This window comes from Furfurilactobacillus milii (assembly GCF_009863985.1).
In the GTDB taxonomy this organism is placed as follows: Bacteria; Bacillota; Bacilli; order Lactobacillales; family Lactobacillaceae; genus Furfurilactobacillus; species Furfurilactobacillus milii_A.
The window spans coordinates 1-23736 of sequence record NZ_WEZT01000040.1; the positions used below are offsets into that span (position 1 = coordinate 1).

Consider the following 23736-nt stretch of genomic DNA (forward strand, 5'->3'; position numbering starts at 1 on the left):
AATTAACCAGCGACCGCTTAAAATACTCGACTGGCAAACACCGTATCAGGTTATGCTGACAAATTTGTCCAAAAATTCGGATTAAATTTGCAATCTACCATATAACAGAATAAAATTCAAAAAAGTTGGGTAACAGTATCACCACGGGATGTGGCGGCGCTGTTACCCAACTTTTTAATTACGCCAATTGCTCAATGTGACGTTCACAAAAGCATCAATCAGTGTCTGTTGGCGTGCTTGTTTATGTGTCAGCATGTGGGCATGAATTTCGTTGTGGATTGGACTGTCAATGGCGACTAACTGACCATTTTGAAGTTCCTTTGTAATGGTTGCTGTTGGCAGATACGAGTAGCCAATGCCGCTTTCGACCATTTCTTTAATGGCGGCGATGCTCCACAGTTCCATGATTTGTGGGCGGCGATGAAAGTCACCCCATAGTGAGCGTTCAAATTGATTACGATAGCTGCAGTCGGGCTCATTGATAATAAATGGTTCATGGCGCTCACTGATGAGTTGCGCAAACGTTTTATGTTTGTCAGCGGCTGTGACCAAAGTTAGAGATTGTTCTCCCAAGTCATGTTCCACCAGTGCCGTAGTGGTTAAAGACGGCCACATCATGAAAGCAATATCGGCCTCGCCATCTTGTAGCCGCTGTTGATTATAGGAACAGGTGGCATTGGCGATTTGTAGGTCAACGTCAGGATATTGTTGACGGAAGTTTTGGATAATGGTGGGTAGGTGAGTGACAGTCAGGGATTCTGGAGCAGCGATGCGTAGTGTACCGGCAACCGATGACTGGTCGGTCAAATGTTTAACCTGTTGGAAGTCTGCTAACAATTGGTCAGCCAGTGGTCGCAAACGTTTGCCAGTATCTGTTAAGAAAAGTTGGCGTCGTTCATATTTAAAAAGACTGCCACTTAGCTCTTGCTCCAACGCTTTCACTTGAGCTGACACCGTTGATTGGGTGTAGCCGAGCGTTTTGGCAGCCTTGGTAAAACTGCCTGTATCAAGAATGGTTTTAAAAGTCGTCAGTTGGCGAATTTCCATGTTTGTTTACACGCTCCATCGTTATTTTCGATTGATAGTATTTAAAATATCAATTTTACGAATGAATAATTCACGTGTAAGCTTAAATCATCTTGAAGGGAGTCACAAGCATGAATATTGAACCGTATCATACAAACGCTCGGCTAACGGCGGGTCTAGTAGATTTGATTGAATTTTGTCAAAACGATGAAGCTCATCTTGGTATCAAAATGATTGAACAACCAGATGTTTTTGAAATTGAGCATCATTATCAGGCCAATGGCGGCAATTTTTGGGTTGCGCTAGATGGCGATAAAGTGGTCGGGTCGATCGGTTTACTGAAAGTTGGTCAACAAACAGCCGTTTTAAAGAAGCTATTCACCTATCCAGAATATCGTGGTGAACCACATCGGTTAGGGCGCAAGCTTTTCCAAACATTGCTGACGTATGCGCAGGCACAGCCTGACATCGACAAGCTGGTCCTAGACACACCAATGGGAGAGCACCGTTCGCACTTCTTTTATGAAAAGCAGGGTTTCAAACGTATTTCCCGGGAAAAGTTGACGGTTGATTATGAATTTCCTGATCGCGATTCGCTCATTTATGAACGTGAACTCTAGGCGTTAAATAGCTGTTCAATCAGTGTTAGCGATAGTAAAAATTGCAGATGTTAATTTAAATTGAGCCGCAACTGCATTGCTAAAGCGGCGAATGCTTCATCAGCTGTTGATGATATTCTGAAGTCTGCGAACTGTGTGAACCAGGTGGCATGGGGATTGATTTCGATAACATGTTGCGGCGAGCAATGGCGATAATATCCGTTTGACCCAGTCACAATTGTGAGGTCGCTTTGAGACAGCAATTCATCGGCCAATTGATCGTTTAAGGGTACGCGCCATGCGCCATCGGTCAAACGTTGGCGTACATAAGCATTGGCTTGTTTAAGGTTGGGCGGTAAGGTACCACCGAGATGACGGAATGCGGGTTCTGGGGACAAAAGGCCATGGCAAACGGGGCAACGTGGAATATCTGAATGCAGTGCCTGAAGATTAAAGACACGACCACATTGAAGACAAAAGTTAACGTTAATGCTGCCCCAAACTTCAATTACATGATAGCTACCAGCGAGTTGGTGCAAGTGATCAACGTTGGTGGTGACAACGCCGTCAATGAGATGTTGTTGTTCTAACTGAGCAATAATTCGGTGAGCTTTAGTGGGACCATATTTGTGAATCGGATCCAGCATTTCCCGATGAAAACGCTGATAAAAGGCGGCAGGGTCTTCTTCCAACCAAGTTTGGGAGAACAAACCAAACTGGTTGACGGCGGATTCCATGTCGGGAATATGGCTTGGCACAGAGATCCCAGCCCCAGTTAGGAATGTTGGGTGGTGAGCCGCAGTCAGTTGTCTTGCGAGTTGGTCGATTTGTCGATCAAATACTGTTTGTTCTGGTTCCAGCATAAGCTCACCTTCCTTACTTAGTCTCATACTGTCAGTGTAGCGAAATTATTCTGCAGAGCGAGTGAACTCGTTTAAGTCGACAAAAAAATGATATTTACGTGCAAACGCAAATATCATTAGCAACATTATTTTGTTGTGTCGATTGGTGTCTGTTCTTTGGGGTGGTTTTTTAAGAAGATAGCGTAGTCCTTTTCCACTTGTGGAATATAAGCTTCGGCCCAATCTGTCATTGCCCGGTCAAATTTCTTAGAGTCACCGATATAACCGGCAATCATTGGACCAGTTGGTGTTTGACAATGATCTACTGCCAACAAACGACCACACGATTCAGCATAGACGTGAAACTGGTCTTCATTTAGTGTGTCAAGGTCGACAGATGTTTTCATGTCTCTGAATTGGCGAACATAAAAACTGTGCTTTTTACTTTGGAAATAACCTAAAAAAGGATCAGATGCGGATTGTAGAATTTTCTGGCTGTCAATAATTCGGCGGCCTTCGTTTTCCTCAAATGTTGAGGTCAGCGCCAGTTGACGTTCGGCACCAGTCTTTCTAGTTGGCAAAGCTTCCTTGATCTGTAATACAAGATGGCTGCCATCAATACTAGTGAGCAGAACCAAATAACAACGTGAGCCAAAGCTACCGACACCCACACAGTGACGTGCGACATCAGTGACGTGATATTGCGATAATAACAATGCAATGTCGGTCCGCACGGTGGAACGATAATCGGCAAGGTAATCGATAATATTACGCGTGACATCATCATTGGTGTGACGCGTAATTTTTGCGTTATCCACGAAACGTAAACCGGCGTCGGTCGTTTGCGTGAACTTTTTAACGACTTGTTCCGAGTTCCGTTTGCCAGCTTTATCCAAGAAGTATTGAATCATGTCGGCCGTTGGATCGCCTTCTGGAACAGCCCGAAGAATGCTGGCAACATCGTTTGCTGGATAGAAACGGTCAATTGTCGACCGTTTGATACTGGCTTCAATGCCCGCCCGATAACTTTTGGCCACGTTCCGTGTGATTTTATGAATCTTTTTATCTGTGTAACCATTCTCGCGGCCAGCTAAAATAACGCTCACTAACAGTCGTTTGACGTCGCGTTCCCAGGAGTTCACGCCAGCTTCATCGAAATCGTTCAAGTCAAACACTAATCGTCGTTCGGGAGAGGCGAAGAAGCCGAAATTTCCAAGGTGTGCATCGCCTGAAATGATGACGGGAATGTGAGTACTAGCTTGGTGGTTGAGGTCAAACGCCATTAGCTCGGCAGTACCACGAAAGAACGTAAAAGCTGATACGCCCATTCGCCGATACCGTTCAGGCAGTAATTCAGGAACTAGCATATCTGAAATCCGCCGCATTAAGAGCGTTGGATCGCGTTGCGTTTGTTTGAATGTGCCGAGTGCATCAAAGGGGACCTTTTCACGTAATTTGTCGCCCATGTGCTCTAAGTCCGTTTGGCTGCTATTGACGATGATGTTATTGATGTCTAGACCGCGATTTGCCATGAAAGTTAAGGATGCCTCCTGAGTAAATATTGGTTTGATTATACTCCGTGGTTCGGTATAGAAACAAACATTGCTAAATTTCGCCACTAAAAAGGGCTATCCAACTAGTGGCGGTTGGATAGCCTCAAAACGAAATTATAAATACTTCTTTATAGATACTTAGCGTCAGCTTCATGATCCTGACTCGACAAGATCTTTGGACCATCTTTGGTAATAGCTAAGGTGTGTTCATACTGGCAGCTCAGGCTGCCATCAGCTGTACGAACAGTCCAGCCATCGTCTGCGACGGGTGCACAGCGCCAGTCACCAACGTTAACCATGGGTTCGATGGTAATGGTCATGCCATCACGTAAACGTAATCCTTTACCAGCTTCACCGTATGCAGGAACCATTGGATCTTCATGCATTGTAGGCTGAATGCCATGGCCGACGTATTCGCGAACGTCACCGTAGCCCATTTCGTCTTCAACGTAGTGTTGAATAGCATAACCGATGTCACCGATCCGGTTACCAACAACTGCTTGGTCGATACCAAGATACAAAGCCTTCTTAGTAACTTCCATCAACTTTTTAACTTCATCGCTGACATCGCCAACCGCAAAAGCCCAGCAAGAATCTGACATGTAACCATCCACACTAATAACTGTGTCGACTTTGACCAGATCACCGTTCTTTAATAACAGGTCTTTACGTGGGAAAGCGTGACAAACTTCGTCGTTAACACTGACACAAGTAGCAAAGTCATACCCTTCGAAGCCCTTTTCTTCGGGCTTGGCGTTGTGTTCTTCAAAGTAACGTACGGCAAACTTTTCGATGTCCCAGCTAGAAATACCGGGCTTGATGATGTCACGTAAACCGATGTGCATACCGGCCAACACAGCGCCAGCTTTACGCATACCCTCGATTTCACGAGGTGATTTCAATGTAATCATGACTATTTTCTCTTCCTTTTGTCTTTGATAACTATACTTATTTAGTATAACCATTTTAGGATAAAAAGAGTAGCGTCTCGCTTGAAAAGGCTTGTCGCTCTTACCTTTTGCATTTCTGTAGTGAGTTCACTATGATGAATATTGAGAGAACAAAGGAGCGAATAATGATGAGTAGTGAAATTTCAGGAATTAATGATACGACGACATTGTCAAACGGCGTTGAGATGCCACGTTTGGGATTGGGTGTCTGGCAAGCTGAGCCGAAGGATGCTGTGAATGCCGTGAGTTCGGCCATTCAAATGGGCTATCCAATGATTGATACCGCTAAGGCTTATGGCAATGAACAACAAGTTGGTGAGGGAATCAAACAGGGGTTGGCAGCCGCCGGTAAAAAGCGGGAAGACTTATTTGTAACGACCAAACTTGCCAACTCTGATCAAGGGTACGAGTCCACGTTGACTAACTTCGATGCCAGTTTGAAACGCCTAGGCTTGGATTATGTGGATTTATATCTCATTCACTGGCCAGTTGCCGGTAAGTGGGCCGAAACTTGGCGTGCGTTTGAAAAAATTTATCAAGATGGTAAGGCACGTGCCATTGGGGTCTGCAATTTTTCTGAACAGACGATGAAGTCATTGATCGCGTTAAGTGATATCACGCCAATGGTTGACCAAGTCGAATTTCATCCATGGTTGCAACAGCCGTCTCTGAAGAAGTACTTAGCTGATACAGGTATTCAACAGGAAGCATGGTCGCCACTCGGTGGGACTGGTGGTTCCTTAATGAAAGAACCAGTAATTCAGGCCATTGCTAAGAAGCACGGTAAATCAGCTGCTCAAGTGTTGATTCGTTGGGATTTACAGAATGGATTGGTGACGATTCCGAAATCTGTTCATCCAGAATACATTAAGCAAAACGCCAATGTGTATGATTTCAGTCTGGACGATGATGACATGAAACAATTGGCTGCTATGGAGCAGAACAAACGGACTAGCTACTGGCTAACCAGTTTCGATTGGTACTTTGGTGATGAAAAATAGTTTGTAGATATTACGTGCCACATTCGTTAAGCGGGTGGCGCGTTTTTGTTTGCAGTTCAAAAAAGGTATTGTGGATTTAGTACGGTGGATGCCGCTTGCGGTTGGTAACATTGACACACTTGCCGTGGGACCGGTTCAAGCCGGAAGTACGCCGTCTATCACCTCGCCGCCAAGCCTCGTGAAGACCGCGAGTCTTGGCGTCCGTTCGTGTTGTAAATCCGAGAGAACCATTCGGATTAGCAACACCTTCACGGCTCGGTGTCAATGTTGCCGCCCTCCAGCCGATGAAGTAATAGTCTCCGAGAAAGCAGTATTTATCAGTAAGTGCAGACAATGCACCTGTTATTATGGTGGTGGGTCAAGACCGCTTTTCCTTGCTATAAAGATGTGGCCAGATGATTTATTGGCTGCCGACTTGTTTACAACCACAGCAGACAGCTGTTTAATGAAAACTATCATTTCTAGGACTGGGGTTCTTTTATGTTCAAAACACGGATTGGTTTAATTAGCACGATTGATCGGCTTAGACTTCCTGCTAAACAGCTTAGTCAGGTCTTAACGATAATTGAACGAGAATTTGACAGTGCCGTTATCACGGTTACAAACACTACGAATCCGAGTGTGTTGACGCTCATTCAAGAAACTACCGTGAGCTCATTTTCGGTTCCTCGTAACGGTGCAGCCAATGGTCGTCGTTTAGCGGTTTCAAAGTTTCTCGAAGTTAGTAGGCTATCTGATAACTCATTGATTCTACATATTGATTTCGACAAGCTCGCCACAATGATTATTCGAAGACCTGATGCTTTTCACCAACTGATTAGGAAGATGCGACTTGGGGTTTCATTTGATTATGCCTGTGTTAATCGTTCATCAGAAACTATGCAAACGTATCCGAAGGCATGGACAGACACGGAAACGTGTACGAATAAGTGTGCCCAGGCATTCTTTGAGTTATCAGATTTCACCGACTTTACATCTGGTGCTGCAATTATCAGGCAGAAATTTTTATCATTTATAAGTGAAGCATCAAACGCCAAGATGATTGATGCTGAGTGGCCACTTATTGTTAAGCGGCATAATGGGGAAATAGGCAGCGTAGAAACTTCAGGTTTGCCGTTTACCCAATTGAATCGCGAGGTGACGCAAAAGCCTCTTTGGCAACGCTATGCTGACCGAATCAGGTTAGTTCAACAGATTATTGAACCGTTAACTCGAGAATAAAAAATAGACGCTTGAAATTGAGAAGTAGTTATACACTACACTCAATTTCAGGCGTCTATTTAGTTAAAATGTTGGTTAATTATTTTTTGCGATTAAACTCTGTAAAACCGTTATCTTTAGCAGTTTCGATTGTTTTGACCAATGTTGGCATAAAACCGTCACCCAGCTCTTTGTCGAGAGAGTCGATGATTTCCTTTTCGTGTTCACGAAAATCGATAACTAGCTTTTCACCCTTTGAGGTTGGCGCTAAGAAATGACGACGGCGGTCTTTAGTATCGGTCTCCGAACGTATGTGCTTTTTTTTCATCAGCCCAGTGATTGCTTGAGAAACGGCTGATTCAGAAACGTTAACACGGTCTGACAAATCAGTCAGGTTTGTTTTAATGTCAGTTACGATTGCTACTAAAACACCCAATTCACTGTTGTTTAAATCATATTTAGCTGCGTATGCACTGAAACGTTGATACAAAATACGAAAATCACGAATGACAACAGTTTCAAATTGAATGAAAGTGTCATTATTGTCTAGTTCACTCATGATATAATTTCCCTCCATTGCCGGAATCTGTAAACCACTAAAAATTTTAACGACTTTATTATATCAGGTTATCGGTGCCGTGGCAGTCTTTTTAAGACTTATTTGACATACTTTCTCTACCAAGTGATTTTTATCCAGAATTCAGGTCGATTTGAGGAAGATTTGTGAGACTAATTTTAAACAATTAGCACCAAGAAAAAGGTTAAGGGCAGTCATTCTTTCCAACAATAAATAGCGTAAATGTATGATCGTTAAATAAATCAACTAATATCAAAATACCGAGTGGTTTATTGCAATGATCAGCTAACTAAAGCACACTTCAAAAAGTGCATCACCTCACATTATCAAACATAATCACCATCTTTACACTTGACTATAATCTGGTCGGCAGGTTACGCTACTCCTGATCGATTTGCAGATGATAGTGATGTGATCGATGATTAACCGCCGTTTGAAATGGCCGCCCGCTGCGCTTTACCGCCATGAATTGCAGCGAGAATGGCCGGTTGAATTCGTGTTCTACAACACAATGACGATAAAACGAATTGCCCTTGATAAAGAAAGGAAGCAAAATTTTGGCTAATCAAATTAAACATACAAAAGTTGTTCTTGTTGGTGATGGGGCTGTTGGCTCCTCATATGCGTTTGCAATGATGCAACAGCAAGTTGCCGATGAACTAGTAATTGTTGATATTCAACAAGATCACATCAAAGGGGATGCCCTTGACTTAGAAGACGTTCAACCTTTTACGTCGCCATTGGATGTCCATGCAGGTAGTTATGCCGATGCTGGTGATGCAGACTTAGTTGTCATTACAGCCGGTGTTCCGCGTAAACCGGGTGAAACGCGCTTGGACCTTGTTAATAAGAATATGAAGATCTTGGAATCCATTGTGACACCAGTTGTTGACAGTGGTTTCAAAGGCACTTTCATCGTTTCTGCTAACCCTGTTGATGTGTTGACGGCAGCCACACAGCGTTTGTCAGGATTCCCGAAGAACCGAGTTATCGGGACTGGGACGTCCTTGGATAGTAGTCGTTGGCAAGTTGCATTAGCCCACAAACTGAATGTCGATTTGCGCAGTGTTAACGCGGACATTCTCGGTGAACATGGGGATAGCGAATTTGCTGCCTATTCCGCTGCGACAGTTGACGGCCAGCCATTGTTGGATGTTGCCAAGAAGGCAGGCGTTTCGCAGGCTGAACTTGAACAGCTTGAACAAGAAACACGCACTAAGGGTGGTAGCATTATCAAACTGAAGGGGGCCACATTCTACGGTGTCGCTACCAGTTTGATGACATTGAGCCGTGCGGTATTACACAATGAAAATATTGTGTTACCTGTTGGTGCACCAGTTGATGGTCAATATGGACTGTCCGATATGTACATTGGCACACCTGCACTGATCAACGAAAATGGGATTGCCAAAGTTCTTGAAGTCCCATTGACTGATGAAGAGCAGGCCAAGATGGCTGCTTCAGCTAAGCAACTTAAGCAAGTGCTTGATGACGCAATGAACTAAAAATAATTTTTATGAAACGTTGCCGTATATGGTGACGTTTTTTAGTTTGCACAATGAAGTTTGTCCAAAAAATTTGTAAACATCATTTTCGTTTCGATTTTCACAATGCTTACTAGCTAATGTAAATGGGCGAAAACAAGTCCTTTCGGCAATTGTAAAGCACTCATCAGCAAGCTATTAATGTTTTTAATGGCAACCGCTTCGTTTGACTATAATTATTTGCACCTAGTAAACTTACAAACGTTAAGTGAATGAGGTCACAAACTGGATTAAACGTTACACCGACCTCGCTTTTTATTTGTTTATGCTTGTTACTAAATACACAAAGAACTGGAGGCACATTTTGATGTCAGATTATCGTGTTGAAGAAGATACCATTGGGCCAGTTAAGATTCCTAGCGAAGCACTATGGGGACCACAAACCGAACGGAGTCGCAACAACTTCCCAACAGGGCAATTCATGCCAATTGCAATTATTCGCGCCCTGTTACAAATCAAAAAAGCTGCTGCCGAAGCCAATCAGGAATTGGATCAAATTAGTGCAGAAAAGGGTCAACTCATCATTCGCGCCATCGATGAGTTACTGAGCTTGAGCGACGAAGACTTACGTAAAGACTTCCCACTTCGTGTTTACCAGACTGGTTCTGGTACGCAAACGAACATGAACACAAACGAAGTCGTGGCCCACGAAGCTGCTAAGTTGGATGACTCAATTGAAATCCTCCCTAACGATGACGTGAACCATGGCCAGAGTTCAAACGACATTTTCCCAACGGCGATGAATATCACCGCTAGTGTTGCCGTTAAAGAATTGGAAGATTCTGCACAACACTTGATCGACGAACTGAAGGTTAAGCAGGACAAGTACTGGCGGACAGTTAAAATCGGCCGGACTCACTTGCAAGACGCAACGCCATTGACGTTTGGACAAGAAATCAGTGGTTGGGTCAGCATGTTGGAACATGATCTTGGCTACTTGAAGAGTTTAGACGGTACATTGCTTGAATTAGCGATGGGTGGTACTGCGGTTGGTACTGGTTTGAACGCTGCGCCTGGTTTCGCCGATGACATTGCTGCCCGGATGAGCAAGGTTTACGGGCCTGCTTTCACAGCTAAAACAAACAAGTTCTATGGTTTGGCTGCACACTCCAACCTTGACGTTGTTCACGGTGCGATGAAGACCTTGGCTGCTGATCTGATGAAGATTGCTAACGATGTACGTTTCTTAGCTAGTGGCCCACGTGCTGCCTACGCTGAATTGAACATCCCTGCTAACGAACCTGGTTCATCAATCATGCCTGGTAAGGTTAACCCAACGCAGGCTGAAGCAATCACGATGGCCGCCGTTCGAGTAATGGGTAACGATGTCGTTGTGACCATGGCTTCTTCACAGGGTAACTTCGAAATGAACGTGTACAAACCAGTACTGATCGACGCTTTCCTTGAATCAGCTGAATTGTTACGTGGTACGATGACCGGCTTTGCTGACAAGATGATCCATGGCTTGACAGTTAACGAAGAACGCATGGAAGAATTGGTCGACAATTCATTGATGACGGTTACGGCTTTGTCACCACACATTGGCTACCACGACAGTGCCAAAATTGCTCAGCAAGCTGACCAAGATGGAACCACATTACGTGTTGCTGCCTTGAAGTCTGGCAAAGTTACTGCTGAACAGTTCGACGAATGGGTTGATCCATTGAAGATGACGAACATCGACCGCAAGTAAACGACAGTCGAGTTATTCGTTTGAACAAAGTACTATCAGTATTAAAAAACATTTCTTGATTAACAATGTGTTGTACAACTCCTGAGGACTAGATTTCAGGGGTTGTCTGCGCGTTTAGGGATATACCGTAAATATCCATGTTGGTTAGGTTGGCGCTGACATCGCAAGATGCACGCACCTTAGAATGTGAAGAAACGGCTTTCGTCGATTAAGCGTCGGTGAGGGCACGAAAGGGATAAAACATGAAGCTTGAAAACGTTAAGTACAAAAATTTTCTGTGGCCAGTGTTAGTTGGACTGATCATTTGGTTCCTTGCACCAATTCGCCCAGACGCTGTTAGTTTAGCAGCTTGGCATATGCTCGCCATCTTCGTTGGGACGATTATTGCCTGTATCACTCAGCCAATCGCAATTGGTGGGGTTGCTTTAATCGGGGTTACACTGACAGTCCTGCTTGGCATCGTGCCAATGAAGGATGCCACAACGGCCTTTGGTAACAACACGGTTTGGTTGATCGCGATGGCGTACTTCTTGTCACGCGGGTTCATCAAGACTGGTTTTGGTCGGCGGGTAGCGCTGATCTTCGTGCGTTTGTTTGGTAAACGGACATTAGGCTTGGCCTACTCACTAGTCGGTGTTGACTTGGTTACTGCCCCTGCCACACCAAGTAACACGGCCCGTGCCGGTGGGATTATTTTCCCAATTATCGAATCACTAGCAACAACGTTTGGCTCTCATCCTAAAGATGGAACTGAACGTAAGATTGGTTCTTTCCTTGTTTATACTGAATTTCAAGGGGACATCATTACTTCAGCAATGTTCCTGACTGCGATGGCACCAAACTTGGTTGCTGTTGCAATGGCTGGTAAAGCTGGCGTTCACATTACGTGGATCAGCTGGTTCTTAGCCGCTCTGGTGCCTGGGATTATTAGTTTGATTTGTGTGCCATACATTATTTACAAGTTATATCCACCAGAGGTTAAGGAAACACCAAACGCCAAGGACTGGGCTGACAAAGAATTAGCTGACATGGGACCAATGAGCACGCCTAAAAAGATCATGATGAGCGTCTTCTTGATTGCCTTGCTACTTTGGATCGCATCAAGTTTCATCGGTTTGGATGCAACCTTGGTTGCCTTTATTGCAGTTTCACTATTGTTACTGACGGGTGTGTTATCCGTTCAGGACATCTTGAAGGAAACTGGTGCTTGGAACACATTGATTTGGTTCTCAATCCTGATCTTTATGGCAAACGAACTGACTCAATTAGGTTTAATCAAATGGTTGTCTTCATCAATCGGTACGGCACTGCATGGTGTTAGCTGGATGATGGTGCTGGTCATTCTGTTTATCTTCTACTTCTACACACATTACTTGTTTGCTTCTGGTACTGCCCACGTTACGGCAATGTACGCTGCACTTCTAGCTGTTGCATTGGCTGCTGGAGTGCCTCATATGTTAGCCGCAATTATGTTGGCCTTTGCAGGTCCACTGTTTAGTTCCACTACGCACTATGCAAGTGGCCCAGCCACGGTACTGTTTGGTTCTGGCTTCGTGAAGCAGTCCGATTGGTGGCGTCTAAACGCCATCCTAGGTGTCTTCTACATCGTCGTATGGCTAGGCGGTGGTCTGCTTTGGACCAAAGTATTGGGTATGTGGTAAAAATTAGAGCGTGAACACCCCCGCTTTAGAGCCGAGAAATAACGTAAGACGTCTCATGTGAAGGTGTACTTTGCCTTTGCATGAGACGTCTTGGGTTATGCACAGGCTCTAGGGGTGTGAGCGCGTTTGCGTTGTAATAGTAAAGAAGTTATCCAAAATCTTTTGAACTTAATACCAATCAAGAAGAACCGAAATTGTGCTTTTGACGATTTCGGTTCTTTTCGTCCAATGAACCTCAACTCAATCTGCTGGAAATTTGCAGCATAACGATGCTACAATGCTGTTATGAATAAGCAAGGAGGCAACAGCGATGACAAAATCACTTCCAATGTCGGCATTGCGAAACTATAACAACGTGTTTGACGAAGTGCGCGATGGCACAACAATTCGGTTTACGAAAAATGGTAAAGACGCGGGCGGTGTCTTGGTCAATACGCAAGAGTGGGAACATGTACAAGCTGAAATAAGACTTTTAACAGAATTAAATAGAGCGGATCGTAATTTTGGCACGGGAATTTCTCGTGATAAGTTCCGTCAGGAGCATCGACATGAATAATGCTTATGCGCTCTTTTTTTCTCAGTATTATGACGATGATTATCAACAAATTGAATCGGGTTTGGCGATGTTTGGCTATCAACGCGCGTCGATTAATACGATTTTAAATAAGATCGATCATACTATCGATCTGCTGCAAAGCAATCCATTTTTAGGGCCTAGATTAGATAAAAACACAACGATACCAAATAATTACAGATACCTAGTGAGCGGGGACTATTTACAGTTTTATCAAGTCTTTCCAGGGACTAAAACAATTCGTGTTTATCGTCTCTTGAATGTACATACTGATTACTTAGCAACACTGGGCTTAAATTAATTCGGGTAAAATGTCCCCAGGAAGACGCACTATTGTCAGCGAGAAGGTATTTGTCGAAGTATATAAACCGGCTATATGGCAGTTTGAGCCCAATCAAATTGTTTTACCTTCACCGCAAACTCCCTTATGATGACCGTGTATATATCACACAGCAAGGAGGACGTTTACACATGGCAAAAACAGTCACAATTGGCAAAAGTAACGTTACGACAACTAAGTTAGGTTTAGGCACAAACAAAGTCGGGGGTCATAACCTGTTTCCTGGTTTAAAGGATGAGGATGGCGCGGCTGTCGTTAAGGCCGCTTTAGACAGTGGCCTTACATTACTCGACACAGCATTTATGTATGGCCTTGGCCGGTCAGAAGAAATTATTGGCGACGTTTTACAGAACTACGATCGCAGTAAGGTTGTCCTGGCAACGAAGGCCGCTCAAGACAGCGATAATGATTTAAAGAATAACAATACCCCGGCATTCCTGAAGAAGTCCGTTGATATTGCGCTGAAACGTTTGAAGACTGACTATATTGATATTTTCTATATTCATTTTCCAGACGAAACGACACCAAAGAACGAAGCAGTGGCGGCGTTAAACGAGGTCAAACAAACTGGTAAGATCAAGGCAATCGGTGTTTCCAACTTCAGTTTGGATCAGATCAAAGAGGCTAATAAAGACGGATTAGTCGATATCGTGGAGGATAATTACAGTCTGGTCCACCGAGAGGCAGAAAAGGAATTGTTCCCATATCTGGAGGATAACAAGATTTCATTTGTCCCATACTTCCCGCTAGCATCTGGTTTGCTGACTGGTAAGTACGGTCCTGACGATGCGGATAAGTTCAAACAATTCTCGGCTGAACAATATCAACTGATTATGAAAGGGTTGGATGTTGTCCGCGGGATTGCTGACAAACATGACGCGACTGTCGCTCAGACGATTTTGGCATGGTACATCGCCAATCCGGCTGTTGGTGTTGTGATTCCGGGTGCTCGCAAACCTGAACAAGTCGACAGTAATGCGAAGGCGTTGACCGTTGTTTTGTCTGACGAAGAATATAAAGCAATTGATGACGCCTTTAGTGCGTTTAAATAGAGCATAGTGAAAAAGTCTTTCGAATAAGACTTTTTTTCTTACTATTTTTGGACAATGTTTTGCAAAGGGGAGGGACAGTTTATATGAAAAATGTGCAGCGCAATGACACGACAATAACGATTAGGATTGCAAAAAATGATAAGGATTTTTTAGAAGCGTATGCTAACTCAAAAGGAATTGGCGTCGGTAAATTTATGCGCGACTTAGCTTCAGAAAAAGTAGAAGATGAGTATGATTGCGAAGCGTTTGTTGAAGCTGAAAAAGAATTTAAAAAGGATGCAGTCGTTTATTCTCAAGAAGAAGTGGAAAAAGAGCTGGGGTTTACTGACTGATAGAACTCAATGACAATAAGCATTTTAGGCTGGTTTATACGGACAAAAAAGTGAACGAACATCGTTTCTAAAACGATAGTCGTTCACTCTTTTGTGTTTTAATAATTTTTCAAATGAAATAGCAAATTTACCCTTAATCCATTTCCAACAGAACACGATTAGCCACAGCTTCGTTTGTGATAACATCAGTCAAAAAGCCACCGCGTAATGCGCCCAGCAATGCGCGACTCTTAAATTTGCTTTTCACAATACCGACACGGCGGGGAACTGTTAGTAGTTCGTCCATTGACACGCCCATGGTTTTATCGTGGTTATTCAGTAAATTACCGTCGACGTCATATGGCCGTCCAAACAGTACGCCGGCAATCTGTTGATCATCCACGTTTTCAAATAGGTCGCTGAAATGCTGCTTCCAAACGGGGATGGTGTTGATTGAGGCAAGTGTGCCAATGCCGGCAAACACCATGTCCATCCGGGCAGCGGATGATAACGCTGGCACTAAGGCAGGTTCACTTCGTAAAGTTTCACGAATCTCATCGTTGTTGACATAAAGCGGCGCTGGCAGGGTGACGTACTGAGCATCAAACTTGGCAGCTGCTTTCAGGACAAGCGGCACCGTACTGGCGGCCGTGTTCAGCTTTAGGTTTTCACCAACAAACTGTGTGAAGATAAGGTTTTCGCGAACTTCCGTTTGAAACCGGTCAATGATGTTCCACACGGTGTCACCCCACGTCATCCCGACAACGTGACAGTGACGGATTAGTTCCTGAACTTCAGCCGCAGCAAAGTCAATGACGTTCGCTGAGTCTTTGTCCGGTGAGTCGCTGTCTTTTAGAATCATCATGTTACGGATGTTGAATTTCTGCTTGAAGGCAAGCTCCATTTCGACGTTGCGGGAAACGGGGGTATCGATACTGATTTTCACCAACCCTGAGGCCAGTGCCTCATCCAGCGATTTACTGATGAGGTAACGACTGAGGTGGTATTTTTCCGAGATATCTGTAATAGGCAGTTTGGATAGGTAATAATCCTGCGCAATCCCGGCTAATTGTTCACGATGTTTGACATCATCCATGTGCGGTTACTCCGTTCTATAGACTTCTATTGTCTATCTCATCACAGAATTTTAAAAAATGCAAGTGCGGTTTAAAATGTGCAAAAGGTTAAATTGATGTTTTTAAGTATTTCAAAAAAAGGCTTTCAATTTGCAATATTAACACGATCCGAGTAAAATAGCACTTGTAGAACACGATATCTGGTTCGTTACTTTTTCATGGCATGTGACGAACTGCACGAAAAGGGTGGTACATGGCGAATGAATAATGAAATTGTTGATTTGCACTTGAATGACCCACAGGTTCGCAAAACGTGGGAGGATTTTCTGACCTCGTTAGGCATTACGGATTTTCAGTCGCAGGAAACAGATGCGATTGACTTCACGCTTGGCATTTACGAAGGCGACAAGTTAGTGGCAACTGGGTCTGCTGCCGGAAATATTTTAAAATACATCGGCGTTTGCAACAAAGGTGTCGATCAAGGATCGCGGTTTAACACAATTGTCTCTGCACTCATCAGTCGTTTGTTCCAACAGCAGATTTTCCATCTGTTTGTCTTCACTAAGCTCAAGTACTCCGACAGCTTCCAACACGTTGGGTTCCATGAGCTGGCACATTCAGATGTTGCCGCGTTGTTGGAAACTGGAGACAGTAGCATCGATGACTATCTCAAGGCGATACCACGAGTGGATGACCAAACGAATAAGCGGGTAGCCGGCATCGTAATGAATGCCAATCCGTTTACTCGGGGTCATCGTTATTTGGTCGAACAGGCAGCCGGTGAAAATGACGTTGTTTATGTTTTTGTCGTTAACACGGATGCTTCTCTGTTCACAACGGCCGAACGGTTTGAACTGGTCAAACAGGGAACAGCCGATTTAAAGAACGTCATTGTTGTGAATGGCGGCGACTACATGGTTAGTTACGCCACGTTCCCGGCTTACTTTTTACCGACGCCCGACCAACAAGTGGACTATCAAACGACCCTTGATGCGCGCATTTTCCGTGATCGAATTGCGCCAGCGTTGAACATTAAGACCCGTTATTTAGGAACGGAGCCGCTGTCGCGAACGACCGGGATCTATAACCAGGTTTTGCAACGTGAACTTCCGCCGCAGGTAGCTGTTAAAATCGTCGATCGAAAAACGACCGATGACGGGACGATTGTCACCGCAACAGCCGTTCGTAAGGCAATTGCAGATGATCAACTTGATTCATTAGCTGCCCTGTTACCACCTAGCACGACTAACTTTATTAACCAACATTTAGACTCACTACAGTTTCGTATCAAGAAAGGAATGAACATTAATGGAAATTAAGCAGACCGCACTTGCGGGCACGCTGGAATCTTCCGACATTCAAATTATGTTGTCGAAGGGCACAGACGGTATCACCATTGATTTGGAATCGGACGTTGAAAAGCAGTTTGGTGATCAAATTCGTAAGGTGATTACGGATACGTTAGCTGAATTCAACATTGATAATGTCAAGGTCAAGGCTGTCGACAAAGGCGCTTTGGATTGTGTTATCAAGGCACGGACGATTGCCGTTGCCCAACGCGCATTACAAACTCAAGATCAACCAGCATGGGAGGCATTCTAATATGGCTGAAACTGAAGAACGCTTACGCCGGACAATGATGTTTGTTCCCGGTAATAACCCCGCAATGGTTAAGGATGCTGGTATTTACGGTGCTGACTCCATTATGTTTGACCTTGAAGATGCCGTTTCGATGGCTGAAAAGGATGCCGCTCGTGCATTAGTTTACGAAGCATTGAAATCACAAGATTATGGCAACGCTGAACTGGTTGTCCGGATCAATGGCGACGACACGCCTTATTACCACAATGATATTAAGGCAATGGTTAAGGCCGGCATCGACGTTATCCGTTTGCCAAAGACCGAAACTGCTGAAATGATCAAAACGTTGGAAGCAGATGTTTTAGCTGCTGAAAAGGAATTTGGTCGTGAAGAAGGTTCAACTCACTTGATGGCCGCTATCGAAAGTGCCAAGGGTGTCTTAAATGCTCCAGCAATTGCTGCCGCTTCTGACCGCATGATTGGGATTGCATTGTCTGCTGAAGACTACACGACCGACATGAAGACACACCGTTACCCAGATGGTGCCGAATTAGAGTTCGCCCGCAACATGGTTCTGCATGCTGCTCGTGCGGCTGGCATTGCTGCGTTCGATACTGTCTTCACCAACATGGATGATACTGAAGGATTCTACCGTGAAACGCGTTACATTCACCAACTTGGTTTCGACGGTAAGTCACTGGTTAACCCACGGCAAATTGCTATGGTTAACGAGGTCTACCAACCAACGGCCAAGGAAATTGCAAACGCTAAGAATGTTATTAACGCCATTGAAGAAGCTCGGATCAAGGGTTCCGGCGTTATCTCAATGAATGGTCAAATGGTTGACCGTCCTGTTGTTCTCCGGGCACAACGGGTTATGCGTTTGGCAAAAGCTTCGAACTTAGTGGATGAGGAGGGCAATACCATTGAAAAATAATGTAAATCGCGAGTTGCCAGATGATGTGATGAGCGCCTTAGACTACAAGCCATATGAAACAACTAATATCGGTAACCCAGATATTCAACGGGTTGCGCCTTCTGTTCACGTGCAAACGGGTGACGACAAGTTGGTCGACTCCATCGAAGACGTTGTTAAAGCAACGGTCAAAGATGGAATGACGATTTCATTCCATCACCACTTCCGTAATGGAGACTTTGTGTTTAACAAGGTGATGCGGGTTATCATCGATGCCGGCATTAAGAATCTGACATTGGCGCCATCTTCATTGACTGGTGTTATGAACGACATGGTTATTGAGGCCATCAAAGCTGGCACAGTGACCAACATCACGAGTTCAGGGATGCGTGGCTCATTGGGTGACTTCGTGTCACACGGTAACTTGAAGAACCCAGTTATCTTCCGTTCACACGGTGATCGTGCCCGTGCGATTGAACATGGTGACATTAAAATTGACGTTGCTTTCCTTGGTGTGCCAAATGCCGACAAGCTAGGTAATGCCAACGGGATGGACGGTAAAGCTGTCTTTGGTTCATTAGGCTACGCTTTGATGGACGCACAGTATGCCAACAAAGTGGTGCTGTTAACGGATAACTTGATGCCATACCCGAACACGCCAGCTTCAATCAAACAGACGCAAGTCGACTACGTGGTTCAAGTGGACCAAGTAGGTGACCCAGACAAAATTGGTTCTGGAGCAACTCGTTTCACAAAGGATCCTAAGGAATTGAAGATTGCGTCAACAGTTAATGATGTGATCGTTAACTCCCCATACTTTAAAGATGGCTTCTCATTCCAGACTGGTTCTGGTGGTGCTGCCTTGGCAGTTACCCGTTACCTGCGTCAGGCTATGATTGACAACAAAATCAAGGCATCGTTTGCCTTAGGTGGCATCACCAAGCCAACGACAGACCTGTTAAACGAAGGTTTGATTGACCGCGTGATGGATGTGCAGGACTTTGACAAGGGTGCTGCCGATTCCATGCACACCAACCCTAAACAACAGGAAATCGACGCTTCATGGTATGCCGATCCTGATAACAAGGGTGCAATGGTTGATCAACTGGATGTTGTTATCCTGAGTGCTTTGGAAATCGACACGAAGTTCAACGTTAACGTTATGACTGGTTCAGATGGTGTCATTCGTGGCGCCGTTGGTGGCCACCAAGATGCTGCGACTGCCAAACTGACGATTATCTCTGCACCGTTAGTTCGTGGCCGGATCGCAACGGTTGTGCCAGATGTAACGACGGTTGTAACGCCTGGTGATTCTATTGATGTTCTGGTTACCGAATACGGCATCGCCATCAACCCTAAGCGCAAGGACCTACAAGAATCATTAGGTCATTTAGCTGGCGTGCCTGTGTACACAATCGATGAATTACAAAAGATGGCCGCTGCCAAAGTCGGTACGCCAAAACCACTTGAATTTACCGACCGCACAGTTGCCCTTGTGGAATACCGCGATGGTAGTGTGATTGACGCGATTCATGAGGTAAAAGATTAGAGCGTGAACACCCTGGTTTAGAGCCGAGCAATAACATAAAACAAGCGTTGCAAAGGTGAACTTTCCTTTGCGGCGCTTGTTTTGAATTATGCACAGGCTCGTGGGGTGTGAACGCGTTTTGGCTATGTAACAGTGTCAAACGACCATTTTAGATCGGCTTCGCACCGTTCCGTCACCCAAGGATGCCGTTCCATGGGACTGGGTTCAACCTGCTAGCGCAGTTTTCGCCCTCGATTCAAAGCCGGAATGCACGTCTTTGGAGTCGTCCAGCAATTCTAAGCGGTCAAACCCACCGCCAAGAATTGCTTTCACGGAACTCTGTCCTTAGCTGACTGCACGCCGTTTGCGACAGTTTTGCTGAGTTGACACCTAACTTTTTCACGAAACTGTGTACAAAATCGTATTTTCCCACCAGCCATGCGAAATGGCTAACCGACATTTGAGAAGTATGGTAGTCTTTAGATATTGTGATTAACATTCAACGGAAGGGGCGCAAACGACGTGAACACGCGCGACTTGGCCTATTTTTCATCATTAGTAGAATTGAGAAACTTTACGGTGGTTGCGAGCCGGTTTAATGTCAGTCAACCGACCATCACGGTGGCTATTCAGCGCCTCGAAGGTGAGTTTGGCGCGCCATTAGTTCAACGTGATCGCGCTCATAATAAACTGGCTATTACGCGTGCGGGAATCTTGCTGTATCAACGTGCTCAACGCATCTTAAAGGACTTAGACCTGGCACACAGCGAGGTTTCTCGCGCCAATCAATCGACCATTCAGTTTGGTATGCCACCAATTATCGGCACGATGTGGTTTCCATTAATTGCAGGCCAGTTGTTTTCAAAAGGGCTGCTAAATTACACTCAAACGTTGGAAGTTGGCTCTGATCAGCTGTTGAAGGAGTTAGAGTCCGGCAACATTGACGTCGCGCTGCTCGGATCGGTTCGCCCACTTCACGAGGAAAATCTCGATATTACATTGTTGGCATCGCATCCGTTTAAAGCAGTTGTCAGCAAGGAACATCCGTTGGCAGATGCTGGCCATATTTCGTTTGAACAATTGGCACGGGATAATTTTATTACAATGACAGGGAAGTTTGTTCACCCACAAGCGTTGAAGGCCTACAGTGAATATGCTGGTTTCAAACCGAATGTCATTTATAGCACGCCAACATTGTCGTTAATTAAAGGGTTGGTTAGGGCTAATTTAGGTGTTAGTTTACTGGTTGACGATGCGGTTCAACCTAGCGACGACGTGGATGCGTTGACGTTGGACGATCCATTACCTGAGCGGTTTAACATGTCGCTAGTCGTGCGCAAAGCGTTTTTGCCGAACAAAATTCAGCAAGAATTCATCAGCACACTGTTTGCGCTCAAACAAACGGTGGCATGAGAAGGCTAACAGCTTAAATGTCGTCTACGGCTGTAAAGAACTTAATTGGCTACTGAACATTTATGCATGTTCAGTAGCCAATTTTTTATAGTTTACCTGTTATACGAGTGAAGCGGACTAGAGACAGAGATCTGTGTCGACAACACTTATGGCCTGGTTTGGGGCCATTTAGTGTTGTGGGACGAGTTCTGAAACGGGTTTTGGCTCAGAATCGAGGTTGAAAACCGCGTTTTTGGCGGGCCGAGACTGGTCCTCACGGAACGGCGTCTCTGGTCTGCGCAACGTCATTATATACTGGTAATACACTGAATCAGTAATAAATCGAAACCGCCGCAACACTCGTCTTATTTGAGTATTGCGGCGGTCTTTTTAGATTAAAAATCGGAAAATTAATGAGTTACTTTTGAGAGTGCATCCTTCACGGCGTCTTTAATAGCGCGGCTAGATACTGATGCACCCGAAACAGCGTCAACATCATAAGTGTTGTTAGCGACCATGCGTTGAGGCAAAACCTTCACAGCCTCGCCGCCAACTTCACCGGTTTCACTTTGTTGAACGACTTCAACGTTCTGCAAGCGATCACTATTATAAGTGATGCGAACGACGACCTTGCCACCAATACCGGTTGAACTGCTGCCAAGGTATTGGTTGGCGCCAACTTTGATATCCTGAGGCGTTTCGTCAGCGACTAGGTCGTTACTGCCAGTTAATTGGGGTTTACTTTCGGTTTGACTAGCACTAGTAGAAGCATCGGTTGCGGATGCGGTTGTTGTATCGTTGCTATCAGATTTAGGTTTAGCCGCATTTTCACCGGCAATTTTTCCGAAAATCAAACATTCAGCAAGGTTTCCGCCGCCTTGATACTGGTTAGCTGAAATGCCACCCAGTTCACCAGCACCGTACAAATGAGGAATTGGTTGCTGATTGGCGTCCAAAATCTCAGCATTGACGTTACGACGTGGACCACCTTGTGTATTTAACACGTCGTGAGTTAGTTCAATGGCGTAGTAGGGACCATCATCAAATGTTCGCATGGTTTTAGGATCACGGTTGAATGCATAATCTCTGCCCTGTTTGGCAAACGTATTAAAGTCATTGACGGTCGCGGATAAGATTTCAGGATCAGCATTGATCTTATCTGCTAAGTCCGCTACGGAATCTGCGCTTACGAGGTCGTCTAAAAATTTAGGGTATGGCAGTTTTTCTACATCTTTAAATTGATCATACTGAGATTGGTCAAAGACTAGGTGCGGGTGGACGTTGGTCCGTGGAATTCGCCATGTGCCGTGGTCATAAATGTGGCCGTGACGGTTCGGTTCATCTTCTTTAAAGTAACGGCTACCATCATCTGCAACAGTAATAATACTGCCGGAAAACATGCTGTCACCGGGTGTAAGCAACAATCGAGCCCGTTCGCCTTGTTTAGGTTTGAATGCCATACCACTGAGAAAACCAAGTGCTTCGTAATTATTCATATGCCACATATCGGCACCGACTTCCTCAGCCATACGTAAGCCGTCACCACGGTTGTACAAAGTACCTAGCACGCCAAGATGACTGGCACCTAAGTAGTCTTGAATATCTTTTTGACTGTTTTCAAAACCACCAACAGCTAGTACGACACCATTCTTGGCTTGAATATTGTATGTGTGCCCTTGGCGTTTGATTTGTGCTCCTGTGACAACTTTAGTTTCTGGATCTTGCAACAAATGCAATGCTGGTGACTCAAGCCAAACGTCGATTTTATCAGCGCGGTCCATAACTTTTTGGCGTAAAATTTGCCAAAGTGCGGCGTCAAACATGCCTTTATGAACTGTTGTGAAATCGTATGAATGGACACCTTCGTATTCCGGGTATTCAAACACTGCTTTATCCAAAGGCAATGGTGCAATCTTTGCCAAATCTTTCTTAGCACTGACTGGTTCAACGCCAAGGTATTTGCGGACATAGTCACGCATGTGGACCATACCGTCGACATAAGTATCAATCATATCTTCGTCAAGTTTCATCGGTGCTGTTAATGCTTTGTAGTATTTTTTAGCTCCGTCAAAATCATCGCCAGTGCCAAGAAGTTGGGCAGAATAACGGGTGTTACCACCTTCATGTCCGTTTGGAGCGGCGTCGGTTAGCAAAACTCTGGCACCAGCGTCGGCAGCAAAACGTGCGGCAGTGGCACCTGCACCGCCAAATCCGAGAACAATCGTGTCATATGTGGCATCCCATGAAGTCGCGTTAGTCATTAATGTCATCCTTTCGAATCCTTGTGCAGTTATTAACAATAACCACATTATGTAACCGA

General features: G+C 44.8%; 22 protein-coding genes. 15 read left to right on the forward strand and 7 right to left on the reverse strand.

Annotated elements, in window-relative coordinates; translation table 11 throughout:
• Positions 1 to 174: 174 nt before the first annotated feature.
• Positions 175 to 1047: a LysR family transcriptional regulator gene (locus tag GB992_RS10925; RefSeq protein WP_161002465.1), complete on the reverse strand. Its 873-nt coding sequence runs from the start codon at positions 1045 to 1047 to the stop codon at positions 175 to 177.
• 110 nt (positions 1048 to 1157) lie between these two features.
• Here GB992_RS10925 and GB992_RS10930 point away from each other — a divergent pair, with 110 nt between their 5' ends.
• The gene (locus GB992_RS10930) at positions 1158 to 1646 is read left to right on the forward strand and encodes a GNAT family N-acetyltransferase (protein WP_161002466.1); all 489 of its coding nucleotides are present in this window, start codon (positions 1158 to 1160) and stop codon (positions 1644 to 1646) included.
• A 50-nt stretch (positions 1647 to 1696) separates the two neighbouring features.
• Here the strand turns inward: GB992_RS10930 and GB992_RS10935 are convergent, their stop codons facing one another.
• The 3 genes from GB992_RS10935 to map form a co-directional block, all read right to left on the reverse strand.
• Positions 1697 to 2488 carry an SIR2 family NAD-dependent protein deacylase gene (locus GB992_RS10935; protein ID WP_161002467.1) on the reverse strand — a complete coding sequence of 264 codons (792 nt, stop codon included), beginning with the start codon at positions 2486 to 2488 and terminating at the stop codon, positions 1697 to 1699.
• A gap of 125 nt (positions 2489 to 2613) precedes the next feature.
• A complete protein-coding gene (locus GB992_RS10940; RefSeq protein ID WP_161002468.1) occupies positions 2614 to 3999 on the reverse strand; it encodes a DUF2252 domain-containing protein in 1386 nt (461 codons plus the stop codon).
• A gap of 149 nt (positions 4000 to 4148) precedes the next feature.
• Positions 4149 to 4931 (reverse strand): type I methionyl aminopeptidase, encoded by a 783-nt coding sequence (map, locus tag GB992_RS10945; RefSeq protein WP_017261265.1) that lies wholly within the window; start codon positions 4929 to 4931, stop codon positions 4149 to 4151.
• 164 nt (positions 4932 to 5095) lie between these two features.
• Here map and GB992_RS10950 point away from each other — a divergent pair, with 164 nt between their 5' ends.
• A complete protein-coding gene (locus GB992_RS10950) occupies positions 5096 to 5971 on the forward strand; it encodes an aldo/keto reductase (protein WP_161002469.1) in 876 nt (291 codons plus the stop codon).
• A gap of 480 nt (positions 5972 to 6451) precedes the next feature.
• Entirely contained in the window at positions 6452 to 7192 is a 741-nt protein-coding gene (locus tag GB992_RS10955) for a hypothetical protein (protein WP_161002470.1), read from the forward strand.
• Positions 7193 to 7271: 79 nt separating this feature from the next.
• Here the strand turns inward: GB992_RS10955 and GB992_RS10960 are convergent, their stop codons facing one another.
• Complete coding sequence (locus tag GB992_RS10960) at positions 7272 to 7730, reverse strand: MarR family winged helix-turn-helix transcriptional regulator (protein ID WP_161002471.1); 459 nt, start codon at positions 7728 to 7730, stop codon at positions 7272 to 7274.
• Between the two features lie 575 nt (positions 7731 to 8305).
• On the opposite strand from GB992_RS10960, the gene GB992_RS10965 reads away from it, so the two are divergent.
• The 7 genes from GB992_RS10965 to relB all read left to right on the forward strand — a co-directional run bounded on the left by GB992_RS10965 (position 8306) and on the right by relB (position 14944).
• A complete protein-coding gene (locus tag GB992_RS10965; RefSeq protein WP_161002472.1) occupies positions 8306 to 9253 on the forward strand; it encodes an L-lactate dehydrogenase in 948 nt (315 codons plus the stop codon).
• 346 nt (positions 9254 to 9599) lie between these two features.
• The gene (locus GB992_RS10970; protein WP_017261255.1) at positions 9600 to 10985 is read left to right on the forward strand and encodes a class II fumarate hydratase; all 1386 of its coding nucleotides are present in this window, start codon (positions 9600 to 9602) and stop codon (positions 10983 to 10985) included.
• 242 nt (positions 10986 to 11227) lie between these two features.
• Positions 11228 to 12646: an anion permease gene (locus GB992_RS10975; RefSeq protein WP_161002473.1), complete on the forward strand. Its 1419-nt coding sequence runs from the start codon at positions 11228 to 11230 to the stop codon at positions 12644 to 12646.
• Between the two features lie 310 nt (positions 12647 to 12956).
• Entirely contained in the window at positions 12957 to 13202 is a 246-nt protein-coding gene (locus tag GB992_RS10980; RefSeq protein WP_161002474.1) for a type II toxin-antitoxin system Phd/YefM family antitoxin, read from the forward strand.
• Positions 13195 to 13521 (forward strand): type II toxin-antitoxin system RelE/ParE family toxin, encoded by a 327-nt coding sequence (locus GB992_RS10985; protein ID WP_161002475.1) that lies wholly within the window; start codon positions 13195 to 13197, stop codon positions 13519 to 13521. The genes GB992_RS10980 and GB992_RS10985 overlap by 8 nt, the downstream gene beginning before the upstream one ends.
• A gap of 170 nt (positions 13522 to 13691) precedes the next feature.
• On the forward strand, positions 13692 to 14612 hold the full coding sequence (locus GB992_RS10990) for an aldo/keto reductase (RefSeq protein WP_161002476.1): 921 nt from the start codon (positions 13692 to 13694) through the stop codon (positions 14610 to 14612).
• A gap of 83 nt (positions 14613 to 14695) precedes the next feature.
• Positions 14696 to 14944: a type II toxin-antitoxin system RelB family antitoxin gene (relB, locus tag GB992_RS10995; RefSeq protein ID WP_161002477.1), complete on the forward strand. Its 249-nt coding sequence runs from the start codon at positions 14696 to 14698 to the stop codon at positions 14942 to 14944.
• 133 nt (positions 14945 to 15077) lie between these two features.
• Here the strand turns inward: relB and GB992_RS11000 are convergent, their stop codons facing one another.
• The gene (locus GB992_RS11000; protein ID WP_161002478.1) at positions 15078 to 16019 is read right to left on the reverse strand and encodes a sugar-binding transcriptional regulator; all 942 of its coding nucleotides are present in this window, start codon (positions 16017 to 16019) and stop codon (positions 15078 to 15080) included.
• Between the two features lie 240 nt (positions 16020 to 16259).
• On the opposite strand from GB992_RS11000, the gene citC reads away from it, so the two are divergent.
• The 5 genes from citC (at position 16260) to GB992_RS11025 (ending at position 21437) form a co-directional block, all read left to right on the forward strand.
• Positions 16260 to 17318 (forward strand): [citrate (pro-3S)-lyase] ligase, encoded by a 1059-nt coding sequence (citC, locus tag GB992_RS11005; protein ID WP_161002479.1) that lies wholly within the window; start codon positions 16260 to 16262, stop codon positions 17316 to 17318.
• The gene (gene citD / locus GB992_RS11010) at positions 17308 to 17601 is read left to right on the forward strand and encodes a citrate lyase acyl carrier protein (RefSeq protein ID WP_017260632.1); all 294 of its coding nucleotides are present in this window, start codon (positions 17308 to 17310) and stop codon (positions 17599 to 17601) included. The genes citC and citD overlap by 11 nt, the downstream gene beginning before the upstream one ends.
• Before the next feature lies 1 nt (position 17602).
• Complete coding sequence (citE, locus tag GB992_RS11015) at positions 17603 to 18517, forward strand: citrate (pro-3S)-lyase subunit beta (RefSeq protein ID WP_161002480.1); 915 nt, start codon at positions 17603 to 17605, stop codon at positions 18515 to 18517.
• Complete coding sequence (gene citF, locus GB992_RS11020; RefSeq protein WP_161002481.1) at positions 18507 to 20045, forward strand: citrate lyase subunit alpha; 1539 nt, start codon at positions 18507 to 18509, stop codon at positions 20043 to 20045. Before citE ends, citF begins: the two co-directional genes overlap by 11 nt.
• 501 nt (positions 20046 to 20546) lie before the next feature.
• Positions 20547 to 21437, forward strand: a complete 891-nt coding sequence (locus GB992_RS11025) for a LysR substrate-binding domain-containing protein (protein ID WP_161002482.1) — start codon at positions 20547 to 20549, stop codon at positions 21435 to 21437.
• A 389-nt stretch (positions 21438 to 21826) separates the two neighbouring features.
• On the opposite strand, the gene GB992_RS11030 is transcribed toward GB992_RS11025, so the two are convergent.
• Positions 21827 to 23677: an FAD-binding protein gene (locus tag GB992_RS11030; RefSeq protein WP_225439141.1), complete on the reverse strand. Its 1851-nt coding sequence runs from the start codon at positions 23675 to 23677 to the stop codon at positions 21827 to 21829.
• Positions 23678 to 23736 lie beyond the last annotated feature (59 nt).

Bases quoted from the DNA above. Each gene is read 5' to 3' on its own strand.
- GB992_RS10980 (WP_161002474.1), top strand. From the start codon at position 12,957: ATGACAAAATCACTTCCAATGTCGGCATTGCGAAACTATAACAACGTG.
- GB992_RS10940 (WP_161002468.1), bottom strand. From the start codon at position 3,999: ATGGCAAATCGCGGTCTAGACATCAATAACATCATCGTCAATAGCAGC.
- GB992_RS10950 (WP_161002469.1), top strand. From the start codon at position 5,096: ATGATGAGTAGTGAAATTTCAGGAATTAATGATACGACGACATTGTCA.
- GB992_RS10930 (WP_161002466.1), top strand. From the start codon at position 1,158: ATGAATATTGAACCGTATCATACAAACGCTCGGCTAACGGCGGGTCTA.
- GB992_RS10925 (WP_161002465.1), bottom strand. From the start codon at position 1,047: ATGGAAATTCGCCAACTGACGACTTTTAAAACCATTCTTGATACAGGC.
- GB992_RS10955 (WP_161002470.1), top strand. From the start codon at position 6,452: ATGTTCAAAACACGGATTGGTTTAATTAGCACGATTGATCGGCTTAGA.
- GB992_RS10935 (WP_161002467.1), bottom strand. From the start codon at position 2,488: ATGCTGGAACCAGAACAAACAGTATTTGATCGACAAATCGACCAACTC.
- GB992_RS11000 (WP_161002478.1), bottom strand. From the start codon at position 16,019: ATGGATGATGTCAAACATCGTGAACAATTAGCCGGGATTGCGCAGGAT.
- relB (WP_161002477.1), top strand. From the start codon at position 14,696: ATGAAAAATGTGCAGCGCAATGACACGACAATAACGATTAGGATTGCA.
- GB992_RS10990 (WP_161002476.1), top strand. From the start codon at position 13,692: ATGGCAAAAACAGTCACAATTGGCAAAAGTAACGTTACGACAACTAAG.
- GB992_RS10960 (WP_161002471.1), bottom strand. From the start codon at position 7,730: ATGAGTGAACTAGACAATAATGACACTTTCATTCAATTTGAAACTGTT.
- GB992_RS10970 (WP_017261255.1), top strand. From the start codon at position 9,600: ATGTCAGATTATCGTGTTGAAGAAGATACCATTGGGCCAGTTAAGATT.
- citD (WP_017260632.1), top strand. From the start codon at position 17,308: ATGGAAATTAAGCAGACCGCACTTGCGGGCACGCTGGAATCTTCCGAC.
- map (WP_017261265.1), bottom strand. From the start codon at position 4,931: ATGATTACATTGAAATCACCTCGTGAAATCGAGGGTATGCGTAAAGCT.
- GB992_RS10975 (WP_161002473.1), top strand. From the start codon at position 11,228: ATGAAGCTTGAAAACGTTAAGTACAAAAATTTTCTGTGGCCAGTGTTA.
- citE (WP_161002480.1), top strand. From the start codon at position 17,603: ATGGCTGAAACTGAAGAACGCTTACGCCGGACAATGATGTTTGTTCCC.
- citC (WP_161002479.1), top strand. From the start codon at position 16,260: ATGAATAATGAAATTGTTGATTTGCACTTGAATGACCCACAGGTTCGC.
- GB992_RS11030 (WP_225439141.1), bottom strand. From the start codon at position 23,677: ATGACTAACGCGACTTCATGGGATGCCACATATGACACGATTGTTCTC.
- GB992_RS10985 (WP_161002475.1), top strand. From the start codon at position 13,195: ATGAATAATGCTTATGCGCTCTTTTTTTCTCAGTATTATGACGATGAT.